Genomic DNA, 18,627 nt, shown 5'->3' with positions numbered 1-18,627 from the left:
TAGCCGTCCGACAGCCACGCGGATCGAGACCGTCGATGTCGTCATGGAGGCACGGGTTGCAACGAACAGCATCGGTAACGAATCCGTCGACTTGATGAACAACGAGTCCGCGATCAACACGACTCGACACGTCGGTCACTTCGCCCTCGAGTTCGATCCGGACGACAGTGACGGTGACATAACCGTTCGATCCGTTAACAGCAGTGGCGGAACGAAGGAGGTGACGATCGCAGACTCCGGCAGCGACTATACGATACAATCCGAGCCGTGTTCCATGTCTCAACCCGTTCGAATCGACTTCGTTCGTGGAACGATCAACGGAACCGAACGGGAGTGCGGACTCGAGTTGATCGACCCGGACGAGTCGTACGACGAAGTCGAACTATCTCAGGGGGACGACGCCGACGGCTCGTACGAACTCGTGGTCAAAGGGGACCAGGATATCGACGGAATCGACGATGTCCACTACGGCGCGTGGGATATCGCGGCGGATGTCACGTATACCTCGAACGAGGTTTCGTATACGCGGTTGCAGCGAGTTCCGATCTACGGTGAAGGGAGTCAAAATCCCTTCGGGCTAGTTCCAAACGGGTTCTGCGATAATCTCAATCTTACTGGTGGTTCGACGACGATTGATGATGGTAAGATAACTGAGTGTGATATCAAAAAGGCCGATGGAAGCGGCTTTACGGTCGATATTGCTGATGAAAGTACCCTCGTTGGGGAAGTGGAGATCGATGGTGATCTGGATATAACCGATGAAAGCACACTCTATGGTCGTGTGATCCGGGCACAGAATATCGATATTGATGATGGAAAGCTCATCGGCGATATCAACAATAAAGAATCCATAACTATGGACAATGGGGCGAAAGTAAGTGGAGATATATCCAGTGACAAGACCATCTCTATGGGAACAAACAGTGTTGTTCGTGGGGATATATACTCGAAAAAAGATGTTGACATTGACGGTGGCAGCGTCGTCTACGGTGACGTGACTGCTGACGGAACTGTTACTGTCAACGACGGAACCGTCCACGGAGAGATCAACGATTGAGAACAAGAAACAGCAACCACATGAAAATACCACTCGAAACAACCCATGCGTATGTTCGAGACACTATAGTTGAATCCGGACTAATTCATCTTTCCGAAACGAACCCGATTGAAGTCATATATCGAATTATATCAGCAACTCATCGATTCGGATGTGTTACTCTCCGCCGGTCGGAGGTGTCGGTCGATGCGTGACCGGTTCCGTCGGGCTGACCGCGGCGTTTCGATCACGGTCACGCACGCGCTCACCATCGCCATCACGACGGTCCTCATCGCGATGCTCCTGATGGCCGGTGGCACGCTCCTCGAGAATCAAAAGGAAAACAGCGCGCGGCTGTCACTCGAGACGGTCGGCGAGCGCCTGAGCGATGAACTGTCGAACGTCGACCGGGCGGCGATCGGGACGAACGACGAGGTGACCGCTACTGCCGACCATCCGCAAACGGTTGCAGGCTCGTCGTACACGGTCGAATTGCTCCCTGCGAGCGAATGCGGGGACGGACGGTTTCTCGATGGCTCGACCGAGTGTCTGAAACTGACGGCGACGGACGCCGATACCGTCGTCTACGTCCCGGTCAAGATCGACGCGGAAATCGACGACGACTCGAAGACAGTGTCGGGCGGCACGATCGAAATCCGCCATCGGTCCACCGGTGACCCGACCACCAGTGAAATATCGATCCACGGAGGAACACGATGAGACGAAGCCGAAACGGCGAGCCGAGCGCTGGACGTGCCGGCCCCGATCGTGCAGTCTCCGATGTCCTCGCGTTCATCCTCGTCTTCGCGACGATCATCGGCTCCGTCATGTTGCTGTCCATGACCGGGTTCCAAGCGATGACCGATTACAGCGACGGCGAGCAGCTACGGAACTCCGAGCGAGCGATGGAGGCACTCACGGAGAACTTCAACGACGTGCTGCGATACGACGGGATCGACAAGCGACGCGGCGAACTATCGCTTCGCGAAGGGACGTTTGCGGCCGGCTCCGACGGGACGGTACTCGAGATCGAACTCGATACCGGTGCCGGTACCGCTTCCGCTGACGCCAGTCCCGTGACGCTCGGCGAATTCGCGTATACGACCGGGTCAGATCGGATTATCTACGAGGGTGGCGGCGTCGTTCGCTCCGCCGAAAACGGTGGTAGCGTCGTTCTCAAACGACCACAGCTGGCGTGTGACGAGGGGAACGAATCGGTCCTTATTACGATTCCGTCGGTCCAGGCCACCAACGGGTCGATCCAGAGTAGTGGCACGCTCGAGGTGACGATGAACGAAACGGAGCGCAAGACACAGATCGAAAGCGGTGTCGATGAAGTGACGGTAACGGCAAATACGGACTACGACAACGCCTGGAACGCGACGCTCGAACGGTCCGGCTGGGAGCGCGACACAGCCAGTCCGACCCCCAAAGCGACCTGTGGTGAAAGCACGGGCAGCGACCTCCAAGTCGTCATAACGGTCGTCGAGACCCACGTCAAGTACTGACCGCGCCGTCACTTCTCCGAAGAGTCGTCGAGAGCGATCGGCCATTGAACGTCACTGCACACCCGATCCAGACGGCTGGCCGATCGGCGTCGCAATCGCTTCAGGAGGTTCGACCGTCCCAGTCCCCCGTGAGCATCGCCCGCAATCCCGCTCGAGCGGCGAGCGCCTCGACGCGTGCGGCGCGTTCGTCCGGCTCGCCCCCGGTCGCGAGATAGAGCCCGTTCGAGAGCTGTGTCGGGGCGGCCATCGGCGAGCCGTCGGCGTGAGTGGGGGCGGCGTTCAGAACCGTGCCGTCGGCGTCGTCGGGGCTCCACGGGACGTCGATACCGGAGAGGCCGCGCTCGAACAGGTACTCGGCGGCCTCGACCAGTGCCCCCGCCGCCGTCGAGTGGCCGATCGCGCCGATCGAACCGCGATCGTTGAAGAATCGGACGACGTATTCGCCGTCGTCGGTACCGGTGTCGGCGTCAACGGTCGATCCGTCCGATCCGTCGTCGGGAGTCGACGCCGACGGGTCGTCCGATTCCGTCCCACTTGCGTCTCCCGCACCGGTTTCGCGGGCAGCGTCGGCGTTCGAGCCCGCAGCGCTCCCGCGTTCGGCTCGAGTCGCGTCCGTTCTCGGGTCGGTAGCGTCGCCGCCGGAGTCGGCGGGCAATCCGGACCGAGAGTCGGATGCACAGGTCTCATTCGTCTCCCCGTCTCCGGTTACCGCCGATTCGTTGAATCGAATCGAGACATCCGTCCGGCTCTCCCCCGATTCCGGCCTGCCATCGGCGAACGCGACGACGAGCTGGTCGAGGAGTCGGTCGACCGCGGCGTCGAACTCGTCGGCGTAGGCATCGCCCTGCACGGCGGCCGTCGTCAGTTGCTCGACGATCGAGTCGACGAGACATGGCCGCTCGAGTGCGAGTCGCCGGGCGACGTGGTCCCGGGAGTGGTGCTCGAGTCGGCGAGCCAGGGCCGCCCTCGAGTAGTTGTCCAGTGTCGACTCCGCGTCGGCGAGTTCGGAGAGGGTGAGGGCGTGGTAGTCGACATCGGACGCGCCCGCGAGCAGGAGATATTCGCGGCCGTTCGTGTAGATCGCACGGTCGATACCCGTCCAGGTCATCGCCCCCCGCAGCGCGGTGGCACGTGACTCTTCGAGGGACGCATCGTAGGCCTCGACGGCGACGAGCAGCGCGGGCACCGAGTCGATCATCGGCACGTATTCGACTCGCGTCCCGTCGACGGTCCGGTCGGTCACACCCGAATCGGCACGACAGTCCCAGCCAAGGGCCTCGAGAAAGGGCTCGACGAGCCACGTGCGGGTTTCACCGCGGGATGTCGGCGGCGACGAGTCGATCAGCGCCGCAGTGCGGGCGACGAACGGTCGAAGGTCGAGCGGAGGCATTCGTCGGGAGTATTCGGCGAACCGTCATGTAACGAGTGGTTGTTCTCCGCACTGTGAACAGATCCAACGGGTTCTCGCGGACAGCCCGACACCGCCATCGTATCCTCCGTTCGTCGCCGCTACGACGTGAAGTTCGGGTCCGTGCGGCGGTCGGTCGTCCCGCCGCCCGTGTTGCGTCCGTCCCGCTGGTAGATTCGCAAGCGAGCCTCGCGGACGGCGAACGCCGACTGGAGCGACGGCGGGATCGTCTCGGCCTTGCCGATGACGAGGTAGCCGTCCGTTCGAAGCGACCGGGCGATCGTTTCGAGCATCGGTCGTTTGTACGCGTTGTCGATATATATGAAGAGATTTCGGCACGTGACGAGATCGAACCCCGACTTCGGGTCGTCGTTGATCAGGTCGTGGCGCTGAAAGCGTACGTTTCGCTTGATTTCGTCGCTGATACGGTAGGTCCGCCCGTCGACATCGACGTACCGCCGGTAGTTGTCGAGAAAGGAGAGTTGGTCGTCGAAATCAACCGTCCGGGATTCCTCATAGACGCCGTTCCGAGCCGTTTCGAGCGCCGGTGTACTGATGTCGGTCCCGAGAACGTAGACGCTGGACTCGTCGATCTTGGGATCGTCACGCGCGAGCATTGCAAGCGAATACGGCTCTCGGCCGTCGGCACACGCGGCACTCCAGACTCGGACGGTCGTCTCTTTCGCGGACAGTTTCCGGAGAACGGTCCGGATCCCCGACCAGACATCCGGGTTCCGAAAAAAGCCGGTTACGTTGATGCTCATCGCCTCGAGCAACGCCTCCTGTTCGTCGGCATCAGTTCGCAGGTGCTCGAAGTAGTCCTGGTACGTCTCGTTTCTCGTCCGCCGCATCCGCGAGGAGATACGCCGGTCGAGGTAGCTGTCGTTGTAGTGACTGGTCGCGAACGACAGTTCGTCTTCGACGAACGCGAGGAGGTCGGCGAACACCTCGTCGTCACGGTCACCGTCGTCGGGGTCGGTGCCGGCGTCGCCAGCGCCGTCGCCGATCACAGTTCCATCACTCCGTTATCGCCGTCGGACGTTTTCACCACGAGCGTCCCCGTCCCGGGCGTGAATTCGACGGTTCGACCGTATTCGCCGCCGACGTCTTCCGCCTCGAGCGGGACGCCGAGTTTCTCGAGTTCCGTCTTTGCGGCGGCGATGTTTCGCTGTCCGACGCCGTCGCCGAAACTCTCGAACTCGAACATGTCGCTGCCGCCGGCGATTTTCGCTTCGACGGCGGTGTAGTTTGCGCCCTGCTCGACCATGCGCCGGAGGAGCGCACGGATCGCCGTATCGGCGTACTTGCCCGGTTTGCGCTCGCTGTTGTCCGCAGTGTCGCCGTCGGGCAACATGACGTGTGCCAAGCCGCCGATATTGGTGTTTGGGTCGTACAGGGCGATGGCCAGACACGACCCGAGGCCGTAGGACTTGAGCGTGTCGTCGCCGTCGCTGACGACGAGTTCGGAGATGCCGACCTGGACCGGCGTCGGTGCGCCCGGTTCGGTGCCGTACGTTTTCATGTGTTATCGACTTCCTGGAACTCCGCCGTCGTCGGCGTCTCCTCGATCCGATCGACGTCTAAATTGTTCAGCGCCCGCTCGAGATCGGACTCGTCGGGGATCGCGTACACTTCGCAGTCGAACTCCCGACCGTCGGCCATAACGACCGTGTCGAAGACGAACGCGAAGTCCTGATTCTCTCCGAGCTGGATGATGACCGGGTCGACGGCCGCGGCACCGATGTCGTGGATGAACTCCGGCGTCGAATGGTCGATCGTCGTATCGAGGACGTTCGCCCAGCCGTCGAGGAACCCGCTTGCCATGATGTTCCCGAGCTCCTTGATCGCGCTGGTGCCCATCTCGCCGAACCCGTCCTCGTCGACCTCCATGGGAACCATCGCGTCGACGATCTCGTGGGCCGACTCCTCGTCGAACAGGAAGAGGAGATAGCCGCTTGGCATGCCGTCGAATTCGAAGGCGACCCCGACGAGTTTCTCGTTTGCCACCTGCTCGGGAATCGCCTCGAGCGAGACGAAGTTCAGCCGGCGGATGTCGACGCTGGTATCGATGCCGGTCAGCGTGGTCGCCGTCTTGGCGACCTCCTCGGCACCGCGTTCCGCCATTCGATCGAAGCCGTCGAGTTTGTCGTACTCGATGCCCTCGCTGGTGCGCAGTTGCTCGAGGAGCTTCGACATCGACTCGCGTTTCGGGAAGAGGTAGTGACTGAAGCCGACCTCGGTCCCGACGGTCTCGATCTGGCTCTGGAAGAGCAAGGCGAGGTCGTCGTCGGCCGGTGCCTCGTCAATGTCGCCGAAGAAGGGCTCGGCGGTCTGTCCCTCGACGAACTCCGGCGTGGAGACGTCGATGACGGTCTCCAAGACGTCGGCCCAGCCATCGATGAAGCCGCTGTTCATGATGTGGCCGACTTCGGTGGCCGCGCTCTCGGTCATCTCGTCGAAGCCGTCGATCTCGTCGACATCGGCGTTGACATCCGCGTCGGGACCGGCTTCCGCGAGCAGGGTTTCGACGATTCGAAGCGCGTTCTCGCGCTCGAAGACGACGACCGAGTAGCCCTCGATCCCGCCGGTCAGCTTGACGCGGACGCCGACCTTCTCCGTCGAGTCCTCGAAGTCGCGCCGGATCTCCTGGCCGCGCATGAAGTTGAGCTTCGTTACGCCGACCTTCGTCTCGACGCCCAGCATATGGGTGAGTCGGCCCGCCGCCAGTCCGGCCCCCTCTCGAGCCATCCGGTAGAACGTGCCGAGTGCGTTGACGTCGAGTTTCATGCGGATTGGACTTCGATGCCGTTGACCATTTCCACGAACTCTCCCAAGTCGGGGAAGGCGTAGATCTCGGCTTCGATCTGGTAGCTGGGGACCGACAGATCGGAGTCGAAGAACAGTGCCAGATCGTCGCCGCCGAGACTGGCCGTCCGGGTGACGATGTCACCCGTTTGCGCGTAGACGAGCTGTGGCGCGGCGATATCGATCGCGCGGCCGAGCACGTCCGCCCAGCCGTCGATGAAGCCACTTGCCATCATGTTGCCCATCTCTTCGACGGCGCTGCGGGCCATCTTCCCGGAGACATCGCCCATGTCGTCGACGACGTCGCGAAGCATGATCGCCGTGATCTTCTTCGCGCTCGCCTCGGGGAAGAGGATAAGGATGTGCCCGTGTGGTGGGTCGAGCAGCCGGACGCGGACGCCGACCCGTTTCCCGGCATCGAGCTGTGACTCGATGTCGTCGACGTCGATGAAGTTGGTCTTGGTCACCTCCATCTGGGCGTCCTCGCCGGTCAGTTTGCTCATGTTGTCGGCGACGCCGTTCGTCCCGACTTTCGCCATCTCGTTTATGAAGCTCAGCTTTCGTATATCGACCATCATCGTCATGAATTTCTCCGTAGGTGTGGGTGTTCGCGTTCGTTCATAGTGTCGTCACGTCCAGGATGTTGACTACTTCCCCTCTCCCCCGCACCGTTGCACCGCTGAGCCCCGGGATACCGCTCATAACGCCCTCGTAGGGCTTGACGACGACCTCCTGTTGGCCCTGCACGTGATCGCAGTGCAGCGCTACCTCGCGGACCTCGTCGCGAATGCGGACGACCATCCCGTCGCCGTTCGCACCTGGAGCCGGCGTCTCGAGAACGTCGGCCAGTTCGACGACGGGATAGTCGCCGTCGTCGCCGTGGAGCGTGGGTTCGCCGGCGGCCGTTTCGATCGCGGTCGCGGATTCGATGTCCTGCACGGCCTTCGTCGGGATACCGAACTCCTCGCCACCGCTCTCGACGAACAGGATTTCGTCGATCGCAACCGTCACTGGAAGCGTCATGGTGACGGTCGTGCCCTCGCCCTCGTCGCTGTCGATCGAGACCGTCCCGTCCAGGTCCTCGATCGTCCGCTTGACGACATCCATGCCGACGCCGCGGCCGCTGACGTCCGTCACCTCGTCGGCCGTCGAAAGGCCGGGATGGAAGATGAGGTCGTACGCCTCCCCCTCGGAGAGGGCGTCGGCCTCGGCCGCGTCGAGAACCCCCGCGTCGACTGCTTCGTCGCGAAGCCGATCCGGATCGAGTCCGTTCCCGTCGTCCGCGACCGTGATCGTCACGCGGTCGCTCGAGCGATCGGCGTGGACCTCGACGGTCCCTTCGCGCGGTTTGCCGATCTCCTCGCGCCGCTCCGGGGCTTCGATCCCGTGGTCGACGGCGTTGCGAACCAGATGGATCAGCGGATCGCCGATCCGATCGAGGATACTCCGGTCCAGTTCGACGGTTTCGCCGCTCATCTCGAAGGCGACCTGCTTGTCCTGATCGCGGGCGATATCGCGAACGACCCGCGGCAGGCGACTCGTCACCGTCTGGAGCGGCACCAGTCGGATGTCCATCACCGTCTCCTGCAGATCGCCCGTCAGATCCGACAGCGCGTCGAGTTCCTTGTCGAGAGCCGTGCCATCGTCGTCCGCATCGGCCGCGTGTCGGAGGCGGACGCGACTGGTCACCAGTCCCTCCACGAGCGTGAGCAGGGAGTCGACTTGTTCGATGTCGACACGAACCGACTGGATCTCGTCGTCCTCGTCGGCGGCGTCCGACCGGTCGCTCGTCTCCGGAAGCGAAACGTCCGGAATCTCCATCTCGGGCTCGTCGATGGTCCGGACGATGTCGGCGGAATCGTCGGTTTCGGACCCGCTCCCGTCGTCGCCGAACGATGTGGCAGCCGACAGGCTCGAGTCCGACTCGGACTCGACGTCCGACGCGGGTTCCTCGAAGCCGGTCCCGTCGGTATCGAACGCGGAGGCTTCGGGGAACGCCTCGTCGTCGGACTGTCCGTCGAGTTGCTCGTCGAACCCGCTGTCGAAGCCGTCGGCCGACTCCGAGCCGGAGTCGGTCGTATCGGCCGAGAAGTCCGCGAACGAGTCGTCGACATCGGCCGCGAAGCTGCCGTCGTCGAAGGGGTCCGACTCGTCGTCGGCCGTCCCGAAGTCGTCATCGACGGCCGGCGTCGGCTCGACCTCGTCGTCGGCCCCGCCAAACGAGTCGGCCGTCGCCGCGTCGTCGGTACCGGACCCCGTACCGTCGTCGGGGCCGTCGGCGACAGCCCCGTCTCCCGCGTCGGCCATCGCATCGTCGACCTCGAGATCGGTCTGCGGGGACGAGCCGTCGGACGCTGCGGGTGCATCGGCTGCAGGGGCAGTTGCGTCCTCGGCCGATCCGGCGTCGCCCGAATCGGGACGCTCGTCGACAGCGACCGACTCGTCCGAACTGACCGCACCGGTGGCCGTCTCGCCGGTATCGACATCGTCAGAGTCGGTTGCAGCGACAGCGTCGACAGCGCCATCCGCTACAGCACCGTCGTCGGTGGCCGGCTCGTCGGGACCCGCTTCGTGGGTTCCCGTTTCACCGTGCTCCGCTTCGGCCACCGCCGAATCGTCGACACCGTCTTCGGCGATCGTCTCCGCATCCGGACCGGGCGCGGCGGTCGCTTCATCGCTCGATCCCGCGTCGTCGGCCATCGACGCCGCAGTCTCGTCGGCATCGAACGTCACCTCGTCGACGGCACCGTCCATATCCGGCTCAGCATCCGCCTCCGAGCCGACCAGGATATCGTCGACCGCATCCGCTGACGGCTCCTCGTCGTCGAGGAACGAGTCGTCGTCGGCGTCCTCGCCGAGGAGTTCGTCCATATCGACTTCCTCTTCTTCGTCGAACTCGTCGAACTCGAGTTCCTCGAGTTCGTCCTGGAGTTCGTCGAACCCGACCATCTCGACCTCGTCTTTGAGTTCGTTGAAGACCGCGCCGGCATCGTCGACTTCGTCGTCGGCGTCGGCATCGGCCGAAGACGATGCGTCGCCTCCGGCCGCGTCGTCGGCCGTCGACGCCGCGGTCCCATCGGTCGGGCTGTCATCCGCATCGCTGGCCCCACCCGGCGGTTCGCCCGGATCGGCGTCGAGTTCGTCGATGTCCTCGTCGTCCAACAGATCGTCGAACGACCCGGCTTCACCCATGTCCTCGAACGCGTCGAGTTCCTCGTCCTCGACGTCGTCGACCATCTCGTCTAAGTTATCGAACTCGTTGAATTCGTCGAGGAGATCGTCGACTTCGAGGTCCTGGGCCTCATCGGGAGAGATCCCGTCACCCGGCTCGGAAGCGGCCGCCGACTCCGCCCCGGGCGCGCTTGCGACTGCGTTTTCGCCCTCGAACCGATCGGAGACATCGACGATTTCGAACTCGTCGACCTCCTCGACCGGGTCGAGTCCCGAGGCGATCGCAGCCTCGCCGACCGCGGTCCCGAAGACCGCATCGAAACTCCCGCCGTAGTCCCCGGTCTCGATCGTTTCGCGGGGCGGGTCGGTTCCGATCAGATCGAAGGCGTCGATCAGCGCATCGACGACCAGTTCCCCGTTGTTGATGCCCGCTTCCTGTGCGATCGCGAGGCGGGCGAGATAGACGTCGTGGCCGTCGTCGGCCGGCGGCTCGAATCGGACACAGACGTCGTCGATTTCGTCTGCCGTCGGCGGTTCGACCCCTTCGATCGCCCCGTCAGCATCGGGGAGGTGTTCACGAAGCGCTTCGATCGTCGCCGACGGATCGGTCCGGATCTCGCCGGTCTCGGCGACCTCTCCGATCATCGTCTCGAGTTCATCGACGCCGTCGAAGACGATGTCCATCAACGACGCAGTCACCTCGAGATCGTCGCGGCGGACGGCATCGAGCAGGTCCTCGATCGCGTGGGCGAGGTCGCTGGCCGATTCCAGCCCCATCGCCCCGCAGTTCCCCTTGAGGGTGTGTGCGATCCGGAAGATGTTCTCCATCGCCTCCTCGTCGTCGGGCTCGCGCTCGAGGGTGAGCAAGGCGTTGTTCAGTTCGGTAATCCGTTCTTCGCTCTCCTGAACGAAGTCTGTCAGATAATCACTCATCGTTCTCACCGTCCGTCGTGAACGCGTCGACGATCGCCTCGGCGATGCCGTTTGCGGGCGCGATGGTATCGACACAGCCCGTTTCGATTGCCTGACAGGGGATGCCAAAGACCGGACTCGTCGCCTCGTCCTGTGCGATGGTCCGACCGCCGGCGGCCTTGATCGCCTCGATCCCGGCCGCCCCGTCGCGGCCCATCCCAGTCAGGACGATGCCACAGAGCGCATCGGAAACCCGCTCGGCGGCACTCTCCATCGTCACGTCGATCGACGGCCGCACGCCGTGGACGCGCTTGCCGTCATCGAGTCGCAGCCGAAGGGCACCGTTGACGTTACGCGCGACCTCGAGATGGTGGTCGCCCGGTGCAACCGCGGCCTCGCCGGCCCGGACCCAGTCCCGATCCGCCGCCTCGCTGACGTCGTACGCGCTGTTCGCGTCGAGTCGGTCGGCGAACCGCTCGGTGAACCCGGGTGGCATGTGCTGGACGACCAGCACTTTCGCCTCGAGATCGGCCGGGAGTCGTTCGAACAGTCGTTCGACGATCTTCGGCCCGCCGGTCGACGCGCCGAGGACGACCGTCGGTGCATCGGCGCGATCCCCGTCGACGGCGACGGGAGTCGCGTCCTCCTCCGGAACGACGGGAGCGCCGATTTCCGGTCCCGTCTCGGGACCGATCGTCCCGGAGTCGGAGTTCAGTCGGGCCTCCGCCCCGCCGCCGGCGACCGCGTTACCGGTCGTCGATCCACGTCCCGCACTGTCGGCGCGTCCCGAGCGAGTCGCGTAGGCCGCCGCCGAGGCCCGCGCGAGTGCCACCGACGAGACATCGGCCTCGGCGAGTTCGCCGACTGCGTCGACGACATCGTCGCTGAGGTGGGCGATGTTTCGCGAGTCCGAACCGTCGGGCTTGTGCAGGAAGTCCACGGCTCCGCGCTCCAAGGCATCGAGCGTCGCCTCAGCGCCGCGTTCGGTGTGGACGCTGAGCATGAGAATCGGAGTCGGGTTCGTCGCCATGATTCGCTCGACGGCATCGATACCGCCCATCTCGGGCATCTCGACGTCCATCGTCACGACATCCGGATCGAACGTGGCGACGGTCTCGACGGCCTCGGAACCGTTCGAAGCCGTTTCGATATCGTAGCCAGCCGCCTCGAGCGCGTTGCCGATGACTGTCCGCATAAACCTCGAGTCGTCGACAACGAGTACTCTCGTCATGCAGCGACGACGTCTGAAAGGGCCTTTCTGACGCTGGGTTCCTCGAACGGTTTCGTGACGTAGCCGTCCGCGCCAGCTTTCACGGCGAGTTTCATTTTCTCACGCTGTCCGACACTCGTACACATGATGACGCGGGCGTCCGGGTCGATCTTCTTGATCGCCGCGGTCGCCTTGATGCCGTTGCATTTGGGCATCACGATGTCCATCATCACGATGTCGGGATCGTGTTCTTTGTACAGTTTAACGGCCTCAGCGCCGTTGGACGCCTCTCCGAGAATGCGGTAATCTTGTTCCAAGATCTGGCGCAATAGATTCCGCATAAAATGAGAGTCGTCCACGATGAGCACCCCTGTCGACATTCAGTAGTACACCAAACTCTCGTAGAGATACAACTACCATAAATGCTGTCTCTCGATTATCAGACGTGATAAGCGTTGAATACGCCCCGGAGAGCCCAGTCACCGTGGGGGATCCCGATCCGCAGGATGCGGCAATTATTGCGACTGCCCGGTCGCTAGTAACAGTTTGTTGACATCGATCAGTGCAGTCGCCTCGACGACGACTTCCCGCGTCGAATCGTCGTCTTCCTCTTGGGCCGGTTCGGCGGCCGCGTCGTCGGTCGGTTCGACCTCGAAGGCCTCCCCCATCGACTCCTCGATGCCACCGCTCATCCCGCGTGCCGACGACAGCGCCGTCGATCCGCCCGTCCCCGCAGGGCCGCCGAGTGCGGGTCCGGCCGTCGTGTCGGTGGCGTCGTCCGTTGCGCCATCGTCGGCATCGGTGTGTAGTTCCCGTTCCTGTGTAACGAGCGCGGCGATCAGGGGATGCTCGAGGACATCGCCGGAGAGATCGCTGTTCTCGACGGTATCCTCGTCGAAGATGTTGTTTTCGGGGACCGACTCGACGCCGATAACCTCGTCGACCCGGATCGCAACCGATTGCTGGTCGCTCGCCCGGTCGAGCACGAGGAGTCGCTCACGCCCCGACCGGGATTCGGTGACGGGAAAGTGAACGGAGGGGTCGATAACCGCGGTGACCTCCCCGCGGAGGTCCATCAGTCCCTCGATAGCCGGGGGTGACCGCGGGACTCGAGTGAGTTCCGTCGGCGGTTCGGTGATGGTCCTGACCGCGCCGACCGGCAGCGCGAGCCGGTGTTCGCCGAGGCCGACGAAGAGAAACTGGAGATGGAGTTCCTCCTCGCCGTCGCCGGTGGCTGCATCGCCGCTCCGATCGGCGTCGTCGATATCGAGTCCGAGAAGTTTTTCCGAGAGGTCCGGGGCCATGGTCCTGTTCGTGTATCAGGTTCCACCAATAAAACGTTGACTCCACCGTGATTGTTCCGTTCGTTGATAGCTTCGGTCGCGGACCGAACCCGATCGCACGCGTTTCGTCGCTCGACGGGAACGACGTCGCCGGTCGGCGCGATCGCTCACTCGGGGCTCTCAAGTGTATCCCGCGCGAACATATTGCCTATCAGAACGCTTATTTCCCGTCCACCCATCCGTTAGGCGAAGTGACATCCTCCCCGCCGTGAACGGCGGGGCTTCCCACACGGTGGGAATCCAGCTTGGCAGGTTTCAGTCCGAGTACGCCGAGAGCGTCATCTGCGAGGATTTCTCGCTCGTCTCCCGGTGGACTGTGGCGCTGTCACAGGCGCTCCTATCCCGAGGTGAGTCATCGCGTTCCGGTTCCCAAGGAACGCTCTCTCCCCACGGGTTAGCGCGACCGGCGATGTTCGCCGCCGCGTTAATATCTGCTTGGAACTCGGAAACGTGGCAGTCGTCGTGCGGACACACGAACTCCGCTTGCTCTTTCCGCCGACCGAGCCGGTTGCAGGCGTAGCAGGTTTGTGAAGTGTACGCCGCGTTGATGTACTCGACGCGAATGCCTGCCTCGGTCGCTTTGTCCTCGATTCGACCCTGTAGCCGGGCGAACGCCCACGCGTGAAGCCGCCGGTTCATGAACTTCCCGCAGTCCAACCGCTCTCGGATGTACGACAAGTCTTCGAGGACGATAACGGGATTCTCGAACTGTTGGGCGTATTCGACGGCCTGCCGAGACGCCTTCTCGACAACATCCGTCAGGGAGTTTTGGTAGTGATCGAATCGTTCGTCCACGCGCCACTCGGCAGCGTCTCTCGACTGTAGCCGCCGGAGCGTGGTGAACATTTCTTTGCGAAGGTGTCGCGCTCGACTGCCGCTGACGAGCATCGGCTTCCGTGGCACGTCGCGTTTGAGGGCACAGCCCGTAATCAACGCGCTCTCGCCTACGTCGAAACCGATGTACGTCGGGTCGTCCGAATCGGTCGGTTCTTCGACCGGGTACTCGGCGGTGACGTGCAACTCCCACGACATGCGGTGTCGCTGTAGCCGCAACTCGCCCACCGTCGCATCTTCGGAGAGCAGGTCGAACCATAGGGATTCTTGCTCCGGGTTGATACGGAGTGGAATCCAGAAGTTCGTCCCGCGTCCGGGTTGCGGGGCCTGCCACACGAAGCCGTGTTCGCGCTCGTCGGAGTAGTCGAACTTCGCGGCCCGATTGACGAGTCGAAGCGGATGCTCGTCGTCCAACTCCTCGGCGTTGTACGTCGAACGGAGTTTCGGGACGTAGGATTTGAGCGCGTCTTTTGCTTGGTACGGCAGGTCGTAGGGCGTCACAATGTCGTTGACGGCTGACATTGTGTCAGCCTTGTTGTCGAAGGCGTCGTGGAGCGCTTCGCGGTAAGTGTCTAAGAGTCGCTGTAGGCGTTGCTCTTTGCCCGTGGTGGGTGTGACGAGCGTGGCCTGTAGCGTCTTCGCCACCGTCTCGGACACACCCGTAGATAGAGCGTAGACAAAGTTAAGTGTGCCGGAGTGCGAGAATGACTTATGCCACACATCAACTTCGAGGTAGACGAAGAACAGTACGAGTCGCTGAAAGAGACGAAGAAGCGCCACGGGCTGACGTGGAAGGGTATGCTACTCCACGCACAGCGGGAGTTGGATTCCGGCCCGGCCACCGAGTAGCCGTTGGTCAGCACCGTGTCGCATTCCCTCCCGCCCTAAAGGGCGGGATTCCCTGCTTGTAGAAAGACCGATACGGACGCGCCACGTCAGGGGACGGCTCGAGATCGACGAACGCGAAGTCATCTGGCTCGACGAGCAGGCGATTCACGGGTAACGTCCGGGTGCCGGGCCGAGGACCGGAACCGACGAGCGATCGCCCGGGTTCGACGGGCAAAACGAGAGTGGTCTCTCGGGGGCGGGCGGAAATCGATGCGGTCCGTCACACTGAGACCCGCAGCGTCTCGATCCGCTCGTCCCCGCGGGCTTCACAGGAGTCCGGGTGGGCCGCCGTCCGAGTCATCGTCGGTGTCGATATCGAGACCGAACTCCTCGCGCTCCTTTTGGAGTCGCTTGACTTGGCGGTAGTAGTAGCCGATGCCAACGCCGCCGAGCAGGACGACGACGCCGATGAGGCCGAGGAACAGGGGTACGTCCCGCGCGAGGTAGTACCGGAGCGAGATCGTGCTGTCGAGGTCGTCCCAGGAAAGGCGCTCGCGGCCGTCGACGACCTCCCGTTCGTACTCGTTGGGCGAGACATCACCGAACAGGAAGTTCGACGTCCGATGCCCCTCCGGAACCGTCACTTCGTACGACCCCTCGACGTAGGCCGGCAACTGGAACGTCTTCCGGCCGGCGTCGCCGGAGAACGCGAGCGTCCCGTTCTCGTCGGGTACCTGGACGGTCGTCTCCGACCGACCCTGTTCGACATCGAGTTCCGAGCCCGTGAGCTCGGTCCCGTTGGGATACCAGTAGCGGACGCTGTTGATCTCCAAGGGTTCCTCGCGGAAGAGCGTAGACCGGTACAGCGACAGTTCTTCGGACCCGTTGAGATCGTAGACCGCCCGGAATTCGCCGTCGCTGATCAGATTGCCGTCCTCGAGATCGATCGCGACGTCCGCCTCGCTGTCACGCAACTCGCTGTAGTTCCCGTCCCGATCGAGCTGTTCGTCCGAAATGCCGCCGGAAAGCGCCGAACAGCCCGCTAGTGTCGCGAGCAGCGCGATCGCGAGTGCCGCGAGAACGAGCCGTCGATTCATACTAGGGAACGACACAGCGGAGTTCGGCCGGGAGATACTCGCCCACGCTCGCGAGCAGTCCGGGCGGATCGGTGTTTTCGGTACAGATGACGCTCTGCTCGAGCAGCCCGAGTCGCTCGACGGTGACGTAGTCCTGTGCGTGCCCCGCACGGTTGAGCGTGGCGCGGACTTCCGCCCGCGTCGCGCTGTTGACGTTGAGCCGACCGTCGCCGCGGGTCCACTCGTAGAGGCGATCCTGCTCTGCCTCGGCGAGTCGCGACGGCTCCTCGCCGTCGTCACCGCCGTAGACGAACTCCAGGGGCAGGTGCTGGACCAGTCCGTAGCGCTCGCGGATCTGCGTCGCCGACCCCGGGCCGAGCCCGAGTTCGTCGGTCGGGATCCGGACGCCGTCACCCTGTCCGGCGTCGAGAACGAACCCGTCTTCGTCCCAGGACTCGAGGGTGCCGACGTAAGTGTCGCCGGCCTGCAGATCGGGGACGATCTCGCCGAACTCCTCGCGGAGGACGTTACGCGCGACGGTGGCGTCGTCGCCTTCGATCGTTACCGACGGGAAGTCGTCGTGACGAATTCCGATCTCGAACTCCGCGTCGAGTTCGCCGATCTCGTTGGTCACCAGCGAGCGCAGCGAATCCAGCGATCGCTCGCGGGCCTCGCCTTCGACGTAGAGTTTCGTTGCAAGTACGACCATTAGGCGTCCGCGTCGATGTTGAGTTCGTCCTCGAGGGCGTCGAGGCGGTCGTCCATCGCGTCGACCAGGCGGTTGTTATCCATCGATTCCAGCGGCGAGCCACATTCGGGACACTCGAAGTTGAAGTCCATCGCCTCGCCGAACTCGAACCGGATAGAGCAGATCTCACAGAGGTAGAACTCGTGGTTACGCTCGTATTCCCGGCGCTCGTCGAGGGCCTCGTGGAGCCGATACATCTCCTCTTCCAAGTTCTCAGGGATGTTGTCGTACTCGAAGGTCCAGAGATAGGTCAGCCACCCCGAGTCCTCGTCGCGCAGTCGCCGATACGTGGCGAGATCGTTCTCATAGAGAATGAACAGCGCGCGCCGCACGTCGTTCAACTCGAGGTCGAGTTCCTCCGCGAGCTCCTCGTCGGTCACCTCGCCGTCAGGGGGGGCCGCCGCGACGGGCATCCCCTTGGGACCGACCAGCTCGTGCAAATATTTCTGGATCACCGGGTCCTCGAGCAGGTCCTCAAAAGCCATTACCCGAATGTAACGGCATGGAGCCATTAAAGCTTGCCAAGTGGACCCGCCCCCGTGACACGCGTATCGGTCGCCTGCGTAGAACCGACGGCAGCCACCGCTGCCGAGAGCCATATCCGTCGGCGGAAGGCGGCAAAAGCAGTCCGAAAACCTCTCTCGACAGGGCGGGAAGGGGCTGACCGACACGACCGCCGGCGCGTTCGAGCGCGATGCTTATGATGCTGGCTCGGCCTTTTCGAGACAATGACTCCCGATGCTTCCTGCGGTGGCGCTCGTCTGGAGACCGCCTGCTCGCGGATCCATCGCCTCGAGTTCGACGTTCCCTGGCCGCCCAAACACGTCGCCGCCTACCTGCTCGAGGGACCCGAACCGATCCTGATCGACGCGGGCGCGCCCGACGAGACCGGCGGCTCGGACCGCGTCGGCGAGACGGAGCTGCGCGAGGGACTCGCCGCAGTCGACGCCGTCCCGGCCGACATCGACCACGTTCTCGTGACCCACATCCACAGCGACCACATCGGCCAACTCCCCACGCTCCGGGCGGCCGGCGCGACGGTTCACGCACCGAAAGCGGGGCTCGCCCGGCTCGAGACCGATCTGGACAGCGTCCGCGACGGCCTCCGGGAGACGGCACGATCGGCAGGGTACGACGACGACCTCGAGACGGTACTCGAGGAGGAACTCGACTCGCGTCGCCGGGACCGCCGACTGGTCGACGGCGAGCGCGCCCGGCCGATCGATCCGACCGAACCGTTCATCGTCGGCGGTCGCGAGTTCCGGGTCTTCGAAACGCCGGGCCACGAAATCGATCACCTGTGCTTCGAGACGACCGTCTCGGGGACTGACGTGCTTTTCGCCGGCGACGCGCTCATCGAGCCGTTTCGCGCTGGGGCCTTCCACGTCGGCTTCGACCGCGGTGCCTACGAGGCCGTCGACGCCTACTACGAGGCCATGGACCGACTACAGGGAACGTCCGCGACACACGTCTTCCCCGGCCACGGCCCCGTCTTCGAGGACCCCCAGCGAGTCGTCGAGACGACGCGGGACCGGTTGGACACGTTGCTCGCGGAGACGCGGACGGCGCTCGAGGCGATCGAGCCGGCGACGCCATGTGCGATCGCCGAGGAACGCGTCGGGACCGTCCGCTATCATGCGCCGGTACTCGATACGCTCGGGGCGCTGGGGACTCTCAAGCGGCGGGGGGCGGTCACGTTCGAGACGGCGAACGGCGTCCGGCACTACAGAACGGCGTAGAACCTCGAG

Annotated in this window: 18 protein-coding genes; 5 read left to right on the top strand and 13 right to left on the bottom strand. The window is 63.5% G+C overall.

Annotated features, from left to right (window positions below; genetic code table 11):
• Positions 1-43: 43 nt before the first annotated feature.
• From C487_RS14535 to C487_RS14525, 3 genes are all read left to right on the top strand, one after another.
• Complete coding sequence (locus C487_RS14535) at positions 44-1,057, top strand: bactofilin family protein (RefSeq protein WP_241431095.1); 1,014 nt, start codon at positions 44-46, stop codon at positions 1,055-1,057.
• A 186-nt stretch (positions 1,058-1,243) separates the two neighbouring features.
• Positions 1,244-1,756: a DUF7266 family protein gene (locus C487_RS14530; protein WP_006186567.1), complete on the top strand. Its 513-nt coding sequence runs from the start codon at positions 1,244-1,246 to the stop codon at positions 1,754-1,756.
• Positions 1,753-2,544 carry a DUF7289 family protein gene (locus tag C487_RS14525; protein ID WP_006186566.1) on the top strand — a complete coding sequence of 264 codons (792 nt, stop codon included), beginning with the start codon at positions 1,753-1,755 and terminating at the stop codon, positions 2,542-2,544. The genes C487_RS14530 and C487_RS14525 overlap by 4 nt, the downstream gene beginning before the upstream one ends.
• A 100-nt stretch (positions 2,545-2,644) precedes the next feature.
• On the opposite strand, the gene C487_RS14520 is transcribed toward C487_RS14525, so the two are convergent.
• The 10 genes from C487_RS14520 to C487_RS14475 form a co-directional block, all read right to left on the bottom strand.
• Positions 2,645-3,934 (bottom strand): hypothetical protein, encoded by a 1,290-nt coding sequence (locus C487_RS14520; RefSeq protein ID WP_006186565.1) that lies wholly within the window; start codon positions 3,932-3,934, stop codon positions 2,645-2,647.
• 119 nt (positions 3,935-4,053) lie between these two features.
• Positions 4,054-4,962 (bottom strand): CheR family methyltransferase, encoded by a 909-nt coding sequence (locus C487_RS14515; protein ID WP_006186564.1) that lies wholly within the window; start codon positions 4,960-4,962, stop codon positions 4,054-4,056.
• Entirely contained in the window at positions 4,959-5,474 is a 516-nt protein-coding gene (locus C487_RS14510) for a chemotaxis protein CheD (RefSeq protein ID WP_006186563.1), read from the bottom strand. Before C487_RS14510 ends, C487_RS14515 begins: the two co-directional genes overlap by 4 nt.
• Positions 5,471-6,739: a chemotaxis protein CheC gene (locus tag C487_RS14505; protein ID WP_006186562.1), complete on the bottom strand. Its 1,269-nt coding sequence runs from the start codon at positions 6,737-6,739 to the stop codon at positions 5,471-5,473. The genes C487_RS14510 and C487_RS14505 overlap by 4 nt, the downstream gene beginning before the upstream one ends.
• Entirely contained in the window at positions 6,736-7,341 is a 606-nt protein-coding gene (locus C487_RS14500; protein ID WP_006186561.1) for a chemotaxis protein CheC, read from the bottom strand. Before C487_RS14500 ends, C487_RS14505 begins: the two co-directional genes overlap by 4 nt.
• A gap of 34 nt (positions 7,342-7,375) precedes the next feature.
• On the bottom strand, positions 7,376-10,861 hold the full coding sequence (locus C487_RS14495) for a chemotaxis protein CheA (protein ID WP_006186560.1): 3,486 nt from the start codon (positions 10,859-10,861) through the stop codon (positions 7,376-7,378).
• Positions 10,854-12,071: a chemotaxis-specific protein-glutamate methyltransferase CheB gene (gene cheB, locus C487_RS14490; RefSeq protein ID WP_049908174.1), complete on the bottom strand. Its 1,218-nt coding sequence runs from the start codon at positions 12,069-12,071 to the stop codon at positions 10,854-10,856. Before cheB ends, C487_RS14495 begins: the two co-directional genes overlap by 8 nt.
• A complete protein-coding gene (gene cheY / locus C487_RS14485; RefSeq protein ID WP_006181855.1) occupies positions 12,068-12,430 on the bottom strand; it encodes a chemotaxis protein CheY in 363 nt (120 codons plus the stop codon). Before cheY ends, cheB begins: the two co-directional genes overlap by 4 nt.
• 135 nt (positions 12,431-12,565) lie before the next feature.
• Positions 12,566-13,354, bottom strand: a complete 789-nt coding sequence (locus C487_RS14480; RefSeq protein WP_006186558.1) for a chemotaxis protein CheW — start codon at positions 13,352-13,354, stop codon at positions 12,566-12,568.
• Between the two features lie 294 nt (positions 13,355-13,648).
• Positions 13,649-14,884 (bottom strand): RNA-guided endonuclease TnpB family protein, encoded by a 1,236-nt coding sequence (locus tag C487_RS14475; RefSeq protein WP_006186557.1) that lies wholly within the window; start codon positions 14,882-14,884, stop codon positions 13,649-13,651.
• A gap of 54 nt (positions 14,885-14,938) precedes the next feature.
• Here C487_RS14475 and C487_RS21090 point away from each other — a divergent pair, with 54 nt between their 5' ends.
• Complete coding sequence (locus tag C487_RS21090) at positions 14,939-15,076, top strand: hypothetical protein (RefSeq protein WP_006182022.1); 138 nt, start codon at positions 14,939-14,941, stop codon at positions 15,074-15,076.
• Between the two features lie 305 nt (positions 15,077-15,381).
• Here the strand turns inward: C487_RS21090 and C487_RS14470 are convergent, their stop codons facing one another.
• From C487_RS14470 to tfe, 3 genes are read right to left on the bottom strand one after another with little or no spacing between them, the layout of a single operon-like run.
• A complete protein-coding gene (locus C487_RS14470) occupies positions 15,382-16,152 on the bottom strand; it encodes a DUF5803 family protein (RefSeq protein WP_006186556.1) in 771 nt (256 codons plus the stop codon).
• 1 nt (position 16,153) lies between these two features.
• Entirely contained in the window at positions 16,154-16,840 is a 687-nt protein-coding gene (locus C487_RS14465) for a DUF2110 family protein (RefSeq protein ID WP_006186555.1), read from the bottom strand.
• Positions 16,840-17,364, bottom strand: a complete 525-nt coding sequence (tfe, locus tag C487_RS14460) for a transcription factor E (RefSeq protein WP_006186554.1) — start codon at positions 17,362-17,364, stop codon at positions 16,840-16,842. Before tfe ends, C487_RS14465 begins: the two co-directional genes overlap by 1 nt.
• Before the next feature lie 243 nt (positions 17,365-17,607).
• On the opposite strand from tfe, the gene C487_RS14455 reads away from it, so the two are divergent.
• Positions 17,608-18,618 carry an MBL fold metallo-hydrolase gene (locus C487_RS14455; protein ID WP_006186553.1) on the top strand — a complete coding sequence of 337 codons (1,011 nt, stop codon included), beginning with the start codon at positions 17,608-17,610 and terminating at the stop codon, positions 18,616-18,618.
• Positions 18,619-18,627 lie beyond the last annotated feature (9 nt).

Source organism: Natrinema pallidum DSM 3751, assembly GCF_000337615.1.
In the GTDB taxonomy this organism is placed as follows: Archaea; Halobacteriota; Halobacteria; order Halobacteriales; family Natrialbaceae; genus Natrinema; species Natrinema pallidum.
Note: the sequence above shows the minus strand (reverse complement) of the source record. Positions and strands in the feature narration are given on the sequence as shown.

Excerpts from the sequence above, each read along its gene's own strand:
- C487_RS14535 (WP_241431095.1), top strand. The coding sequence starts at position 44 with ATGGAGGCACGGGTTGCAACGAACAGCATCGGTAACGAATCCGTCGAC.
- C487_RS14530 (WP_006186567.1), top strand. The coding sequence starts at position 1,244 with ATGCGTGACCGGTTCCGTCGGGCTGACCGCGGCGTTTCGATCACGGTC.
- C487_RS14525 (WP_006186566.1), top strand. The coding sequence starts at position 1,753 with ATGAGACGAAGCCGAAACGGCGAGCCGAGCGCTGGACGTGCCGGCCCC.
- C487_RS14520 (WP_006186565.1), bottom strand. The coding sequence starts at position 3,934 with ATGCCTCCGCTCGACCTTCGACCGTTCGTCGCCCGCACTGCGGCGCTG.
- C487_RS14510 (WP_006186563.1), bottom strand. The coding sequence starts at position 5,474 with ATGAAAACGTACGGCACCGAACCGGGCGCACCGACGCCGGTCCAGGTC.
- C487_RS14505 (WP_006186562.1), bottom strand. The coding sequence starts at position 6,739 with ATGAAACTCGACGTCAACGCACTCGGCACGTTCTACCGGATGGCTCGA.
- C487_RS14500 (WP_006186561.1), bottom strand. The coding sequence starts at position 7,341 with ATGACGATGATGGTCGATATACGAAAGCTGAGCTTCATAAACGAGATG.
- C487_RS14495 (WP_006186560.1), bottom strand. The coding sequence starts at position 10,861 with ATGAGTGATTATCTGACAGACTTCGTTCAGGAGAGCGAAGAACGGATT.
- cheB (WP_049908174.1), bottom strand. The coding sequence starts at position 12,071 with ATGACGAGAGTACTCGTTGTCGACGACTCGAGGTTTATGCGGACAGTC.
- cheY (WP_006181855.1), bottom strand. The coding sequence starts at position 12,430 with ATGTCGACAGGGGTGCTCATCGTGGACGACTCTCATTTTATGCGGAAT.
- C487_RS14480 (WP_006186558.1), bottom strand. The coding sequence starts at position 13,354 with ATGGCCCCGGACCTCTCGGAAAAACTTCTCGGACTCGATATCGACGAC.
- C487_RS21090 (WP_006182022.1), top strand. The coding sequence starts at position 14,939 with ATGCCACACATCAACTTCGAGGTAGACGAAGAACAGTACGAGTCGCTG.
- C487_RS14470 (WP_006186556.1), bottom strand. The coding sequence starts at position 16,152 with ATGAATCGACGGCTCGTTCTCGCGGCACTCGCGATCGCGCTGCTCGCG.
- C487_RS14465 (WP_006186555.1), bottom strand. The coding sequence starts at position 16,840 with ATGGTCGTACTTGCAACGAAACTCTACGTCGAAGGCGAGGCCCGCGAG.
- tfe (WP_006186554.1), bottom strand. The coding sequence starts at position 17,364 with ATGGCTTTTGAGGACCTGCTCGAGGACCCGGTGATCCAGAAATATTTG.
- C487_RS14455 (WP_006186553.1), top strand. The coding sequence starts at position 17,608 with ATGACTCCCGATGCTTCCTGCGGTGGCGCTCGTCTGGAGACCGCCTGC.